Raw genomic sequence first — 14,377 nt, forward strand, 5'->3', positions numbered from 1 at the left:
GATTTTTTCAGGCAGTCTGAATCGTTTTTTCAGGCTGCCTGAATTGTATTTAGGGAAAAATATGCAACATCATTTCAATGATTTAGATGAAAAGCACATGCGCCGTGCTTTGGAGTTGGCGTGGCAAGGGCGATTTTCCACTTCGCCGAATCCGCGCGTGGGTTGCGTGATTGCACATGGCGAACAAATCGTGGGGCAGGGCTTTCATCTGAAAGCGGGCGAGCCGCATGCCGAAGTTCACGCGATTCGTCAGGCAGGTGCTTGGGCGAAGGGGGCGACCGCTTATGTTACGCTGGAACCTTGCGCCCATTATGGTCGCACGCCGCCTTGTGCCGAAGGTTTGATTCAGGCAGGCGTGAAACGGGTGGTGGCTGCCATGCGCGACCCCAATCCTTTGGTGGCAGGCAAGGGATTGAATATGCTGGAAAATGTGGGCATAGAAACCGCCGTGGGTTTATTGGAACATGAAGCACGTTCATTAAATCGTGGCTTTTTATCAAGAATTGAGCGCAATCGCCCCTTTGTGAAAATGAAAACGGCTGCCAGTTTGGATGGCAAAATCGCCCTGTCAAATGGAAAAAGTCAATGGATTACCAATGACTTATCGCGCCATGATGTGCAAATTTTACGCGCCGAAAGTTGCGCCATACTCACGGGCATTGGCACGGTGCTGGCGGACAATCCGCGTTTGAATGTGCGCGCTTTGCCCACTTTGCGCCAGCCCACGCGCATTGTGTTGGACAGCAGCCTGAAAACCCCCGAAAGCAGCCACATCATTCAAGACCAAAATCCCACTTTTTTGGTAACGTTGAGCGATGATGTGGCAAAATTTGCCGCTTATCCGCACGTCAAAATCATTCGGGCGCAGGCAGATAATGGGCGCATTGATTTGGCTGACTTATTGAAAACATTGGCAGACAATGGCATTGGCGAATTGATGATTGAAGCAGGCAGCACCGTAAACAGCGCGGTTTTGGCAGCAGATTTGGTTGATGAAATCGTGCATTATCAATCGCCTAAAATTTTGGGGGCAGGGGCGCAGAGCCTGTTCAGGCTGCCTGAAAACGAGTGGGCTTTGCAAAATGAGGCTTTGTGGCAAACCGTTTCGGTGCAAACTTTGGGCGATGATGTGAAGTGGGTTTTGCAGAAAAAACACGCTTTTCAGGCTGCCTGAAACGCATTTTGGTGTAGAAATGCAACATTGTTTCAGATAAAAACATTTTAAAAACAAAGATTTTATGCTGCTTGTGATTTTCAGGCAGCATTTTTTGTATTTTTGTGTAAAAATATTTTGCCTAAATAGCCCAATTGCATTAGCATACGCAAACATGAATTTACAAATCCAAAAATTTTGAATTGGATTATTTTTACAAACCACATGACACCGATGTCATTTTACCCACAAATCGGAGAACCAAAATGCTCAAATCCACCAAATTGATGATTGCAGGCTTGTTTGCTGCTTTGGCAATGCCCGTGTTTGCCAACCCATTGGGGCAGGTACAAAAATGGACAGAAGACCGCGTTAAAATTGACGGCACAATCCGCGCACGTTTTGACAGTGTGGAAGTGGAAAAAGCCCGCGCCAATTCACGTCATTTGAATGCCGATTTGTGGTTGTCGGCGCGCTTGTATCAAGACTGGACGGCAAAAATGGAAATTGAGCCACAGTTGAACCTGAAAACAGGCAAAATGAATGGCGACCAAGACATTCCCATGAACAAATTGTTTATTGAAGGCACGGTTTACGACCAAGTGAAATTGCGTGCAGGTAAATTTGGCGCATTTTCTTCCTATGGTCGCGTGTTGGACAATGAAGTAACAGGTGGCGAATTGTCGTTCAACTATGGCGGCTTGCCCACCAAAGTTACCGTGGGTCGCGTAACAAAAATCTTTAATGACAATGGCTTGGGTGTGGGCGTTCATCGCAATGCGATTGCGGCGGTGCAAAGCAAATACGCGCTCACGCCACGCACCAATTTGGGCGCAACCCTAACCTACGTTAAAAACACCGAAACCCCAACAGGCAAAAAAGACGCTTGGTTTGGCGAAGTGGGCGCAGACACCCAATTTGCCCCCGATTTAAGCGCAATGGCGGCATACAGCGTGTCCAATTTAGACGATGTACGCAATGTGGCAGGCAAAAAAGTGTCCAATCATGGCGTGTTTGCGGGCGTGAAATACAAAAATGCGGATTGGGGCAAAGCGCAATCGTATGATGTGTTTATGAATGTGCGTCATGTGGGTGCGATGTCGGGCGTGTCTTCGGTGGAAGATTACAGCAAAAATGTGCAAGGCATTCAAATTGGTGCCAACTATGTGCCATACAAAAATGTGAAATTGAATGCTTTCTATTTGCATGGCAAGGAAGTGGATAATTTTGCAGGTGCCAAAAAGCAAAAAATCAATGTATTCCGCGCACAGGCTGAATATAAATTTTAAATTTTATCAAAAACTTGTGATTTTTGCTGACGATTTTTCATCAAATCGCTTGCCAAAAATGAAAAAGATGAGCATAATAGCAACTTCTTTGCCGGTGTAGCTCAGTTGGTAGAGCACCTGACTTGTAATCAGGGGGTCGCGAGTTCGATTCCTGCCGCCGGCACCAGTTTTAAAACCCAGTTCTTCGGAGCTGGGTTTTTATTTTGATACTGTAACAAAAAAACGAAACGAGTTGCCGAAAAATGTATATCGGCAACTCGTTTTTTCATGTTTGGGGTTGCAACAAATCACGTATCAATAATTGCTCCAAAGGCATATTTAGTGCGTCTGAAATTTTACCCATGATGTCAATGGATACAGCGCGACTGCCATTTTCAATTTCACAAATATAGGTTTTGCTGATACCTGCATTTAATGCAAGTTCTTCTTGTGAAATTTCATTCAGTCGGCGTATTTGTCGGACATTTTGGGCAAAAATCAGTCTGTATGGGTGTGGGGTGTTTAATTTTTCCATACTTAACAGTATTAAAAAATTAAAAGGGAAGAACAATCCACTAAAATCAAAATAAATTCAATTATGGTTGAATTTATTTTTAAATTTAGGTAGAATGATTTTGCCTGTTAAGGGTAAGTCCTTTTTAAACTTTGAACAAATTTTAGGAGATGACTATGTCTGAAAATTCAACTTCAAATAAAGTGGGTGTCGGTGCTGGTGCGGCAACTGCTGCTGGTATTGGTTATGCGGCTACTGGTTTGAGTGCTCCTGCTTTGACGGGTGGTTTGGCAGCAGTTGGTTCAGTAGTGGGCGGCGGCATGGCAGCAGGTTTGTTGGTAACTGCTGCTGCACCGATTGCGGTAGGTCTGGTTGTTGCTAAATTATTTGATGTATTTAGTGATTAAATGATTGATTAAAAAATGGAAGCACCCAAAATTAATTTTTGGGTGCTTTTTCTTATTGCTAATAATGCTAAAAACTGTCGCAGAAACCACTTTTAATATGTTAGGGCAGATTTTATATCCGCTTATTTTAAATTTATTGATAAATATGAAAATGTTTCTAAATAAATGGGGTAGATATAAAATCATGCTCTATGAAACATGGTTTTGCAAGGGTTTCAGGCTGCCTGAACGCGGAGATTTGCGTTAAAATGCGCTTTATTTTTGGATTGTGAAAAATCATTTGAAAGGAAAAACATGACTCAATCTGTGATTATCGTTGTGGGCAAAGACCGCGTGGGCATTGTGTATGAAGTGGCAAAACTGTTGGCGGAAAACCAAATCAACATCGTCAATATCAGCCAGCAACTGATGAACGATTTTTTTACCATGATTATTTTGGTGGACACGGAAAAATGCCCCAAGTCGCGCCAAGAAATGCTGGACATTTTTGCGGCAGAAAGTGAACGCTTGCAGTTGGACATCAGAATGCAAAACGAGCAAATTTTCAACGCCATGCACCGCATTTGATGGGTGGCGTTTCAGCCAGCCTGAAAAAGGATAACATCATGACAACACAACAACTTTTAAGCCAACTGCGCCAAATTGTGGGCGAGCGCGATGTTTTAACCGACCCCAAGCACACCCAAGCCTACCGCGAAGGCTACCGTTTTGGTAAAGGCGCGGCTTTGGCGGTGGTGCGACCTGCCACGTTGTTGCAGCAATGGCAAGCCTTGCAAGCGTGTGTGGCGGCAAATGTGATTGTGATTTTTCAGGCAGCCAACACGGGTTTAACAGGCGGCTCTACCCCCAATGGCAACGATTACGACCGCGATGTGGTCATCATCAACACCATGAAAATCAAATCGATTCAACTGATTAACAACAACGAACAAGTGGTTTGCTTGGCAGGTGCCACGCTCAATGAACTGGAATTGCTGCTCAAGCCTTTGGGGCGCGAGCCGCATTCGGTCATTGGTTCGTCTTGCATTGGCGCGTCTGTGATTGGTGGGGTGTGCAACAATTCGGGTGGCGCGTTGGTGCAGCGCGGACCCGCCTATACGGAAATGGCGTTGTACGCGCAAATCAACGCGCAGGGCGAGTTGGAATTGGTCAATCATTTGGGCATTGATTTGGGCGACACGCCAGAAGAAATTTTAACGAATTTACAAGGACATCACTATCAACGCAAAGACATTCAGGCAGGCGGCAAAGGACACGACCACGCCTATTGCCACCATGTGCGCGATGTGAATGCGAACACGCCAGCGCGTTTCAATGCCGACCCTGCGCGTCATCATGAAGTTTCAGGCAGCGCGGGCAAATTGGCGGTGTTTGCCGTGCGTTTGGACACTTTTGTGGCAGAAAAAAACACGGCGGTTTTTTACCTTGGCACCAACGACACGGCGGTTTTGACGCAACTTCGCCGCGATATGTTGAGTCAATTCAAGAGTTTGCCGATTTTGGGCGAATACATTCATCGTGATGCTTTTGATATGGCTTTGCAATATGGTAAAGACATGTTTTACATCATCAAACACGCAGGCACGGCAAATTTGCCCAAAATGTTTGATTTAAAAGCCAAAGCCGACCGTTTCGCACAACAAATGCCCGTGTTGCCACCGCATTTTTCCGACCGAGCTTTGCAATTTGTGTCGCAATATCTGCCGCAACATTTGCCGCAAAAATTATTGGATTATCGCCAGCAGTTTGAACATCATCTCATCATCAAAATGGGTGGCGATGGCGTGAACGAGGCGCGTGAATATTTGCAAAAACTGTTTTCAGGCAGCCAAAATGGGGCGTTTTTTGAATGTACGCCCGATGAGGCGCAGGCTGCCATGTTGCACCGATTTGCGGTGGCGAGCGCGGCGGTGCGTTACCGAGCCGTCCACCCCGATGAAGTGGAAGAAATTTTGGCTTTGGACATTGCCTTGCGCCGCAACGATGAAAATTGGTTTGAAACGCTGCCTGAACACATTGCCAATAAAATCAGTCATAAATTGTATTATGGGCATTTTTTCTGCCACGTTTTCCACCAAGATTACATTGTGAAAAAGGGCAACGATTGGTTGGCTTTGGAACACGAAATGTTGGCATTGCTGGACGCGCGTGGCGCACAATATCCTGCCGAGCACAATGTGGGGCATTTGTACGCAGCCAAGCCCGAATTGAAGGCGTTTTACCGCAAACTTGACCCGACCAACAGTTTTAATGTGGGGATTGGGCATACGTCTAAAAAGAAAAATTGGCAGTAAAATCAAGTTTCAGGCTGAGACCTTTGCAAAACTCCTAAAATTTGATTTTTTAAAATTTCAATATATTGAATTTTAATAAATTTATTTTTCAAAAAAGTTCAAAAAATAGGGTTTTGCAAAGGTTTCAGGCTGCCTGAAAATCATTTTAAATAAGGAAAACAAAAGATGAAAATCATCAAATTATTGATTTTATCTACCGCATTATCTGCTTGTGCGACAACATCGCCTACCGAACATTATGATTGTACAGGCTTAACAGGATTGGAAGTTTTGCGATTCAGTAAAAAAAGCCATTTATTTTTAAAGCATGACGCTCAATTTTATGAGCGTTATTCTATGGCAACGGCTTCTGCACCTCGAATGGTTTTGGTGCAAGCGTGTCGCAGTGTGAATAATGATGAAAATATGACCACACGGATTAATATGTACAGCGATTTATGGAGCAGGGTAAGATATTGTACCCAATCTGTTTCAGACAGCCTGAAAACATACGATACATTCTTAAATTGGGCAAAACAACCCGTAACACAAAGACAAAAGACTTTATCACAAGCTAATCAACAATTGGCACTTGTAACACAATGCACCTCATCTACCGTACCTAAATCAGAGCCTGCATGGTATGTGGATATTGAGCAGTTTACCCAAGAACCTTTGTTGGTTTCCAATGCTAGAGACCCGAGATTACATGGTGCGTTCAGCAATGATACAGTGGCATTTACAGTAGAAGATATTCAACAATTGCGTAACAAAATTTTTCAATATGGAGAACAAAAATGAAATTGGCTCAAAAATTCATGATTGGTTTATCGTGTTTGGGGTTGAGTGCTTGCATGATGGGTGGAGGATACATGACTTCACGGCTGCTGCATAAAAATTCAACAATTACGTTTCCCAGTTTTAAAGATACCATCTTGCATGAGCAAGAACGGGCTTTGCTGCAAGATTATATTGGTGATTATCAGGTGGAGAAGTCTTGGGGCAATAATGTGGATAATATCGCTTTGGCTCAAATCAGGTTTGATAACAATAAAGTCAGTTTATCGGTTTACCCCAAAGATTGGACTGTACCGCGTTTTAAAATGGAATTTACAATGTGTATTGTCGTTACTTCTGATGACAAATACATCAGGTTGAAAAAAGTGAAGCAGCACTTAAAATGCAATGGTAAAACATCTGATGGTTTTGGAACATCTATGGAAATTGCCAAACCTGGCGCGGAAAGTACAGGTTTTTCACCTAATCTTGAAATGTTTACGTCCATTTTGGTTGATGGCAGACAAGTGCCAATTAATCAATTTGAGTATGCTTTATCTTATCAAGGTTGGCATGATTCACCTACACCATTATTGGGTTTGAAGAAAATCAAATAATCAATACTTTTCAGGCTGCTTTTTTTCAGTACATAACAAAGAAGCAGCCTGAAAACCCGAATCTTATTTCAAGGAAACCCCATGAACAATCTCCACACCAACGAAATCCTAGAAACCATCAATATGGTTGCCGAGCAAAATTTTGATGTGCGCACCATTACCATCGGCATTGATTTGCACGATTGCATACACCCCGACATCAACATCTTAAATCAAAATATTTACAACAAAATCACGCGCATTGGCAAAGATTTGGTCAAAACCGCGCAATATTTGTCTGCCAAATACGGTGTGCCGATTGTGAATCAGCGCATTTCCGTTACGCCCATCGCGCAAATCGCGGCAGCCACAGGTGCAAACAGCTATGTTGCCATCGCTCAAACCCTTGATAAGGCAGCGAAAGACATCGGTGTGTCGTTTATTGGCGGCTTTTCCGCGCTGGTGCAAAAAGGCATGTCGCCAGCCGATGAAACGCTGATTCGCAGTATTCCCGAAGCCATGAAAACCACCGATATTGTGTGTTCGTCCATCAACATCGGCTCAACCCGCGCTGGCATCAATATGGACGCGGTCAAATTGGCAGGCGAAATCATCAAAGAAACGGCAAACATCACGCCCGAAGGTTTCGGTTGTGCCAAAATCGTGGTGTTTTGCAATGCGGTGGAAGACAATCCATTTATGGCAGGCGCATTTCACGGTTCGGGCGAGGCGGACGCGATTATCAATGTGGGCGTGTCGGGACCGGGTGTGGTTCAGGCAGCCTTGCAGGGTTGCGACAGCCACGATTTGACCGAAATTGCCGAAATCGTGAAAAAAACCGCTTTTAAAATCACGCGCGTGGGCGAATTGATTGGGCAAGAAGCGGCGAAAATGCTGGGCATTCCGTTTGGCATTTTGGATTTGTCGCTTGCACCGACGCCTGCGGTGGGCGACAGCGTGGCGCGGATTTTGGAAAGCATGGGCTTGTCGGTGTGCGGCACACATGGCACGACTGCGGCTTTGGCTTTGCTCAATGACGCGGTGAAAAAAGGCGGCATGATGGCAAGCAGCGCGGTGGGCGGTTTGAGTGGCGCGTTCATTCCCGTGTCGGAAGACGAGGGCATGATTGCGGCAGCCGAAAGTGGAGTTTTGACTTTGGATAAATTGGAAGCGATGACAGCCGTGTGTTCGGTGGGTTTGGACATGATTGCGGTGGCAGGCAAAACCAGCGCGGCAACCATTTCAGGGATTATTGCCGATGAAGCCGCCATTGGCATGATTAACAGCAAAACGACTGCGGTGCGGATTATCCCCGTAACGGGCAAAGATGTGGGCGAGAGCGTGGAATTTGGCGGATTGTTGGGTTATGCACCGATTATGCCTGTGAAAGAAGGTTCTTGTGAAGTGTTTGTCAATCGCGGTGGTCGGATTCCTGCGCCTGTGCAGTCTATGAAGAATTGATGTTTCAGGCTATTTTTTTGTCTCAGGCAGCTTTGTCTCAGGCAGCGTGATATTTTCAGGCTGCCTGAAATACGTCTGTTTATTACAAATAATGGATATGAGATGTTGTATTTTTATGAAAAAACAATATTTTGAACATAAAATAACTGATTTAAAATGGAAAGTTGAGCGAGTAAAAATCCATTTTCTTAAACAAAATTTTCGCATAAGTTATTTGGAAATTGAACAAATACAAACACAAATTAGCGAACTTCGTAATGAAATAAAGCAATATACATGTAGTTTTGAAAGTAGGTATGAACCCAATTTGGTTGAATTGAAACAAGAATGTACGACCCAATTAGATAAATTGAGCCTTGATTTGAATAAGTTGGTTAATCAAGAAGATGGCTTTAATTATGGAAATAAAAGTTTTGCAGAAATTTTGTCTCCTTTGGTAACGCTTTTTATTGGTCTGTTACCCATAGCAGCGTTTTTCAATGCCTTAATTTTATATTATTATTTGAACCATTTGGGTTTAATAAATGTGTTTCCTTTGGTAGTTTATGATATTGGTTTGATACCGATTGTGGCATTCTCCATTGTTTTAATGATATTTTTTAGCTTTGGGTTTGCTATTGAATTTCCTAATAAAAAGTTTAGATATTGGAAATTGCTTGGTATTTTTATTGTGGTGTACTTTTTTTCATTACTGGGTTTTTACCTAATTAGTGAAAATTGGAAAATTGGTGGCATTGCGGGTTTATTATGGGCTGCATTGGTTGTCCTGTTTTCTTGGTTAAGAAATAAAATCAATGAGTTTAAAAATTTTCGTGATGTAAAATGGATTCACTCAATATTGTTTATTGTTTTTTTTATTGTGATTTGGTGGGTTTTATGGTTTTCCAGTATTATGAAAACCCAACATGAGCAGCCTTTGAGTCAGGTTTTTGTATCATCTCGAATCACAGAACCAGACACAGACACTAAAATCTTTAAACTTAATATCAATTTCAGTAAAAATTTAAATGAAAATGAAAAAATGAAATTGGCTCAAATGTTTAGAGATAAACGGGAAAAGAATAAAGTGGAAATACATTCTGCAATATGCCAATCTAATGATGATTATTTAATTGGTAAGTTAATGATTAAAACAAAAAATATTCATGTCCTTTGCCCAGTTGGAAAAGAATTATCAGAACATCAAACAATAGGGAAGTTTTGTTATCAGTTTTCCGCAGGAGGGGCTTTCGGAGATGATTTGATTGATGTAACAGCCATTTGCCAAGTACCAACAAAATAAAAATTAATCAAGAATTGAGTTTGATATGAATATGGAAAAAAATCAAGAGATGTTGTCTCTCAATCACCAAATCCTAGCTCAGCTCCGCTTACGCAGCAGCAATACCCCAATCCGCCACAATCAAAGCATCACAATTTTGAACAACAGCAGCGAAAATTTCCCCGAATGGTATGCTGCCATTGAATCGGCACAACATTATGTTTTGATTGAAATGTACATTTTTGCCGACAACGATTTTGGCAAACAAATGCGCGATTTGCTCATTCGCAAACAGCAACAAGGCGTGCAAATTGTGCTGGTGTACGATTGGTTTGGTTGTATTGTGCCTGTTTTAAAACGGTTTTTTAAACCTTTGCAAAAGGCAGGGGCGATGTTGGTGGCTTATAATCCGATTGGTTTTGCCAGTGGGGTGGGTTTGCTGTCGCGCAATCACCGCAAATCGTTTGTGATTGATGGTCATACCGCTTTTGTGAGTGGCTTGTGCATTTCGTCTGCGTGGCAGGGCAATGCACACAAAAATGTGGCAGAATGGCGCGATATTGGTGTGAAAATTCAAGGCGATGCGGTGCGTGATGTGATGGCTGCGTTTGCCGATACCTTGTCTTCACAAAATCAAAAGCTGCCTGAAAGCATTGTTTTGCCTGCGTTTTCGGGCGATGAGGTTTCAGGCAGCCTGCGTGCAGGGGTGGTTGCCACCACGCCCAGCGACAACAACATGATGCGTTTGGATTTGAACGCCATTGCTTTGGCAAATCAACGACTTTGGATTACCGATGCCTATTTCATGCCCACGCGGCTCTACACCCAAGCCCTGATAAACGCCGCCCATGCAGGCGTGGACGTACGCATACTCGTGCCAAAAACGTCCGATATTCGCTGGATTGCGCGTGTGTCGCGAACGCGCTACCGTGAACTGTTGCAGGCAGGCGTGCGCGTGTTTGAGTGGAACGGCACGATGATACACGCCAAAGCCGCCATTGCCGATGGCGTGTGGGCGCGTGTTGGTTCAACCAATTTGAATTTTTCCAGTTGGCATTTCAACCGCGAATTGGACGTGATTATTGAAGACCAAAACACGGTTGCCCAATTATGCCATCATTTTTTGAAAGATTTGGACAACGCCACCGAAATCGTTTTGAACGACATTGAAGCCGCCGCCGTGCGCGAAAGTCGCCAAGCGCGTTTCAGGCAGCTCAAAGCGATGAATCGCCAGCAAGCCAAAGCCGTTGCACGACAAATGCTTGAATTATCACAGGCTTTTAAAGGAAACTGGCACAGTGGCAGCAATATTGTGGACAGCCGCGAAGCCAACGCCTATTTGAGTTTGGGTTTGACTTTATTGGGTTTTGCGGTGTTGTTGGCGTTTGCGCCGTATTTGTTGGTGGTGCCGATTATTGTGTTGCTGGGCGTGGGTGGCATTTCTACCCTGATTTACGCTTTGCGGCAAAAGCGCAAAATCAAATCCAAACAAAAAGATAAATCATCATGAACCAAAAACAAAAAATCGTTTTGGCAGTAGGTTTATTGGTGTTTGGTTTATTGAAATTGGGTGGCATTTGGTGGTGGCAAAGCCAGCAAATTGCCAGCGAAACGCTGCCTGAAAGCTGTGAAATTGCCGTTTCAGGCTGCCCATTTGGGCAAAATGCGCGTTTGAAACTGGAAAACGTGTCGCACAACAACGCACCGTTTCGGATTGTGGCAACAGGGCTGCCTGAAAGCACACAAAGTTTATCGGCAAGTTTCAGCATGCGCGATATGGACATGGGTTTCAATCGCTTTGATTTAAAACGGCAAAATGACGGAACGTGGCTGGCTGAAAACGTGCATTTGCCCCTGTGTACCCAAGCGCGGCACGATTGGCAAATTGAATGGACGCTGGACGGCAGCAAAAAATTTCAGGCAGCATTTGAAACGCAAAAAGCGGCAAAATGATGTTTCAGGCTGCCTGAAAAGCCATTTTGTGTTAAACTTCGCAAGTTTTTTTAACCATTCGCCAGCCTGAAATACTACCCATGCACATTGGGAAAAAGTGTGCATCAATAGTATTTTCGCGGCGGATATTTTTAAATTTGAAGGACAATTCATGTTTAACAAACACATTAAATCATTTCAATACGGCGAACACACCGTAACATTAGAAACAGGCGAAATCGCACGCCAAGCCGCAGCCGCAGTCAAAGTGTCCATGGGCGACACGGTGGTTTTGGTTGCCGTAACCACCAACAAAGACGTGAAAGAAGGTCAAGACTTCTTCCCCTTAACCGTGGATTATTTTGAGCGCACCTATGCCGCAGGTCGCATTCCCGGTGGTTTCTTCAAACGCGAAGGCAAACAAAGCGAAAAAGAAATCTTAACCAGCCGCTTGATTGACCGCCCAATCCGCCCCCTGTTCCCCGAAGGTTTCTACCACGATGTGCAAATCGTGGCGATGGTGGTGTCTGCCGACCCCGAAATTGACAGCGACATTCCCGCCATGATTGGTGCGTCTGCCGCTTTGGTATTGAGCGGTGTGCCGTTTGCAGGTCCAATCGGCGCAGCGCGTGTGGGCTACATCAACGACACCTATGTGTTGAACCCCAGCAAGCACCAATTACACCGTTCACAACTGGATTTGGTGGTGGCAGGCACAGCCCAAGCCGTGTTGATGGTGGAATCCGAAGCCGATATTTTGCCCGAAGACGTGATGTTGGGCGCGGTGGTGTACGGTCATGAACAAATGCAAGCCGTGATTACCGCCATCAACGAATTTGCCGATGAAGTGAACCCCGAAGTGTGGGATTGGCAAGCTCCCGAACCCAACACCGAATTGATTAACAAAGTGAAAGACATTTCAGGCAGCCTGATTGCGGAAGCCTTCAAAATCCGCCAAAAACAAGCGCGTGTGGCAAAATTGGACGAAGCATGGGCAGCCGTTGAAGCCGCATTGATTACCGAAGAAACCGACACTTTGGCAAAAAACGAAATCAAGGGCATTTTCAAACAGTTGGAAGCCGATGTGGTACGCGGGCAAATCTTGGCAGGTCAGCCACGCATTGACGGACGCGACACACGCACCGTGCGCCCATTGAACATTCAAACCAATGTGTTGCCACGCACACACGGTTCAGCCTTGTTCACACGCGGCGAAACGCAAGCATTGGCAGTTGCCACTTTGGGTACAGCACGCGATGAGCAAATCATTGACGCATTGAGCGGCGAATACACCGACCGCTTTATGTTGCACTACAATTTCCCACCCTATTCCACAGGCGAAGTGGGTCGCGTGGGCGCACCCAAACGCCGCGAAATCGGTCATGGTCGCTTGGCAAAACGCGCTTTGGTTGCCGTGTTGCCCAAACCCGAAGATTTCAGCTACACCATGCGCGTGGTTTCCGAGATTACCGAATCCAACGGTTCGTCTTCAATGGCGAGCGTGTGTGGCGGCTGTTTGAGTTTGTTGTCGGCAGGTGTGCCTTTGAAAGCGCATGTTGCAGGCATCGCCATGGGCTTGATTTTGGAAGACAATAAATTTGCCGTATTGACCGATATTTTGGGCGATGAAGACCATTTGGGCGACATGGATTTCAAAGTGGCAGGGACAACCGAAGGCGTAACCGCTTTGCAAATGGACATTAAAATTCAAGGCATTACCAAAGAAATCATGCAAATTGCCTTGGCGCAAGCCAAAGAAGCGCGCATGCACATTTTGGCGCAAATGCAAGAAGCTGTTGCGGGTCCTCAAGAATTGTCGCAACACGCGCCACGCTTGTACACGATGAAAATCAACCCCGATAAAATCCGTGAAGTGATTGGTAAAGGTGGCGAAACCATTCGCGGTATCACAGCCGAAACCAACACCGAAATCAACATCGCCGATGATGGCACGGTAACGATTGCCGCCACCACCGCCGAAGCAGGCGAAGCCGCCAAACGCCGCATTGAACAAATCACAGCCGAAGTGGAAGTGGGCAAAGTGTATCAAGGCACCGTGGTGAAATTGTTGGACAACAATGTGGGCGCGATTGTGACCATCATGCCTGGTAAAGACGGTTTGGTACACATCAGCCAAATCTCCCACGAGCGCGTTCGCAATGTGAGCGATTATTTGCAAGTGGGTCAAGTGGTTACGGTTAAGGCTTTGGAAGTGGACGAGCGCGGTCGTGTGCGTTTGTCTATGAAAGCCTTGATTGACCAACCCACCAGTACGCCTTTGGAAGCGGCTGACATTTAACTAAACTACATTTGAGGCTGCCTGAATGCCTGTTCAGGCAGCATGATTTGGGGATTTTGTGGGTGTTTACTTAACTTAAAGCAATTTAATGCAATTTAATTGCAAAAAGCACTTGACGAGTGTGAAAGAAAAGTACATAATTCGCCCTGTTCTGTTACAGAGATGTGGCAGAATATTTCTCCTCTATTTCTCCTTTGTAGACTTGGCGCATACTCCTAACGGGGTGTGCGCATTTTTTTTTTCGGCGCAAATGATGTAGTGCAATTCAAACACATCATCTATAATTTGCGTTTTGTTGTATTCAGCATCTTTTCAGGCTGCCTTTCAGTACACGACATTTTTTGATATTGCCACAAACCTGCCCCATCCCCCTATGTAAGGGGGAGGGCTGGGGGTTAGAAACGCAAAGAGCCACCCCCACCCTAACCCTCCCCCG

Annotated in this window: 13 protein-coding genes and 1 tRNA gene; 13 read left to right on the top strand and 1 reads right to left on the bottom strand. The window is 45.0% G+C overall.

What is annotated here, in order from left to right:
- The first annotated feature begins 61 nt into the window (after positions 1 to 61).
- From ribD to H3L97_RS06050, 3 genes are all read left to right on the top strand, one after another.
- Positions 62 to 1,174, top strand: a complete 1,113-nt coding sequence (gene ribD / locus H3L97_RS06040; RefSeq protein ID WP_097113646.1) for a bifunctional diaminohydroxyphosphoribosylaminopyrimidine deaminase/5-amino-6-(5-phosphoribosylamino)uracil reductase RibD — start codon at positions 62 to 64, stop codon at positions 1,172 to 1,174.
- A gap of 245 nt (positions 1,175 to 1,419) precedes the next feature.
- A complete protein-coding gene (locus H3L97_RS06045) occupies positions 1,420 to 2,442 on the top strand; it encodes a hypothetical protein (RefSeq protein WP_097113645.1) in 1,023 nt (340 codons plus the stop codon).
- A 90-nt stretch (positions 2,443 to 2,532) separates the two neighbouring features.
- Positions 2,533 to 2,608: transfer RNA gene (locus H3L97_RS06050), tRNA-Thr, on the top strand.
- Between the two features lie 99 nt (positions 2,609 to 2,707).
- Here H3L97_RS06050 and H3L97_RS06055 read toward each other — a convergent pair.
- The gene (locus tag H3L97_RS06055; protein WP_097113644.1) at positions 2,708 to 2,956 is read right to left on the bottom strand and encodes a helix-turn-helix domain-containing protein; all 249 of its coding nucleotides are present in this window, start codon (positions 2,954 to 2,956) and stop codon (positions 2,708 to 2,710) included.
- 155 nt (positions 2,957 to 3,111) lie between these two features.
- On the opposite strand from H3L97_RS06055, the gene H3L97_RS06060 reads away from it, so the two are divergent.
- The 10 genes from H3L97_RS06060 to pnp all read left to right on the top strand — a co-directional run bounded on the left by H3L97_RS06060 (position 3,112) and on the right by pnp (position 13,941).
- Positions 3,112 to 3,342 (top strand): hypothetical protein, encoded by a 231-nt coding sequence (locus H3L97_RS06060; RefSeq protein ID WP_097113643.1) that lies wholly within the window; start codon positions 3,112 to 3,114, stop codon positions 3,340 to 3,342.
- Positions 3,343 to 3,636: 294 nt separating this feature from the next.
- Positions 3,637 to 3,909 (top strand): ACT domain-containing protein, encoded by a 273-nt coding sequence (locus H3L97_RS06065; RefSeq protein WP_097113642.1) that lies wholly within the window; start codon positions 3,637 to 3,639, stop codon positions 3,907 to 3,909.
- Positions 3,910 to 3,947: 38 nt separating this feature from the next.
- Positions 3,948 to 5,636, top strand: coding sequence for a D-lactate dehydrogenase (gene dld / locus H3L97_RS06070; protein WP_097113676.1), 1,689 nt, complete (start codon positions 3,948 to 3,950; stop codon positions 5,634 to 5,636).
- Positions 5,637 to 5,801: 165 nt separating this feature from the next.
- Positions 5,802 to 6,416, top strand: coding sequence for a hypothetical protein (locus tag H3L97_RS06075; protein WP_097113641.1), 615 nt, complete (start codon positions 5,802 to 5,804; stop codon positions 6,414 to 6,416).
- Positions 6,413 to 7,009, top strand: coding sequence for a hypothetical protein (locus tag H3L97_RS06080; protein ID WP_097113640.1), 597 nt, complete (start codon positions 6,413 to 6,415; stop codon positions 7,007 to 7,009). The genes H3L97_RS06075 and H3L97_RS06080 overlap by 4 nt, the downstream gene beginning before the upstream one ends.
- An 81-nt stretch (positions 7,010 to 7,090) precedes the next feature.
- A complete protein-coding gene (locus H3L97_RS06085; protein ID WP_097113639.1) occupies positions 7,091 to 8,449 on the top strand; it encodes a PFL family protein in 1,359 nt (452 codons plus the stop codon).
- 115 nt (positions 8,450 to 8,564) lie between these two features.
- Positions 8,565 to 9,731, top strand: coding sequence for a cation:proton antiporter family protein (locus H3L97_RS06090; protein ID WP_143269098.1), 1,167 nt, complete (start codon positions 8,565 to 8,567; stop codon positions 9,729 to 9,731).
- Positions 9,732 to 9,756: 25 nt separating this feature from the next.
- Positions 9,757 to 11,220 (top strand): phospholipase D-like domain-containing protein, encoded by a 1,464-nt coding sequence (locus H3L97_RS06095; protein WP_224446379.1) that lies wholly within the window; start codon positions 9,757 to 9,759, stop codon positions 11,218 to 11,220.
- Entirely contained in the window at positions 11,217 to 11,663 is a 447-nt protein-coding gene (locus tag H3L97_RS06100) for a hypothetical protein (RefSeq protein ID WP_097113636.1), read from the top strand. Before H3L97_RS06095 ends, H3L97_RS06100 begins: the two co-directional genes overlap by 4 nt.
- A gap of 151 nt (positions 11,664 to 11,814) precedes the next feature.
- Complete coding sequence (pnp, locus tag H3L97_RS06105) at positions 11,815 to 13,941, top strand: polyribonucleotide nucleotidyltransferase (RefSeq protein ID WP_097113635.1); 2,127 nt, start codon at positions 11,815 to 11,817, stop codon at positions 13,939 to 13,941.
- Positions 13,942 to 14,377: the final 436 nt, after the last annotated feature.

Origin of the sequence: Alysiella filiformis (assembly GCF_014054525.1) — a bacterium.
GTDB lineage: Bacteria > Pseudomonadota > Gammaproteobacteria > Burkholderiales > Neisseriaceae > Simonsiella > Simonsiella filiformis.

Coding starts and splice junctions, on each gene's coding strand:
- H3L97_RS06045 (WP_097113645.1), top strand. CDS start 1,420: ATGCTCAAATCCACCAAATTGATGATTGCAGGCTTGTTTGCTGCTTTG.
- H3L97_RS06090 (WP_143269098.1), top strand. CDS start 8,565: ATGAAAAAACAATATTTTGAACATAAAATAACTGATTTAAAATGGAAA.
- H3L97_RS06075 (WP_097113641.1), top strand. CDS start 5,802: ATGAAAATCATCAAATTATTGATTTTATCTACCGCATTATCTGCTTGT.
- H3L97_RS06095 (WP_224446379.1), top strand. CDS start 9,757: ATGAATATGGAAAAAAATCAAGAGATGTTGTCTCTCAATCACCAAATC.
- H3L97_RS06060 (WP_097113643.1), top strand. CDS start 3,112: ATGTCTGAAAATTCAACTTCAAATAAAGTGGGTGTCGGTGCTGGTGCG.
- pnp (WP_097113635.1), top strand. CDS start 11,815: ATGTTTAACAAACACATTAAATCATTTCAATACGGCGAACACACCGTA.
- dld (WP_097113676.1), top strand. CDS start 3,948: ATGACAACACAACAACTTTTAAGCCAACTGCGCCAAATTGTGGGCGAG.
- H3L97_RS06080 (WP_097113640.1), top strand. CDS start 6,413: ATGAAATTGGCTCAAAAATTCATGATTGGTTTATCGTGTTTGGGGTTG.
- ribD (WP_097113646.1), top strand. CDS start 62: ATGCAACATCATTTCAATGATTTAGATGAAAAGCACATGCGCCGTGCT.
- H3L97_RS06065 (WP_097113642.1), top strand. CDS start 3,637: ATGACTCAATCTGTGATTATCGTTGTGGGCAAAGACCGCGTGGGCATT.
- H3L97_RS06100 (WP_097113636.1), top strand. CDS start 11,217: ATGAACCAAAAACAAAAAATCGTTTTGGCAGTAGGTTTATTGGTGTTT.
- H3L97_RS06085 (WP_097113639.1), top strand. CDS start 7,091: ATGAACAATCTCCACACCAACGAAATCCTAGAAACCATCAATATGGTT.
- H3L97_RS06055 (WP_097113644.1), bottom strand. CDS start 2,956: ATGGAAAAATTAAACACCCCACACCCATACAGACTGATTTTTGCCCAA.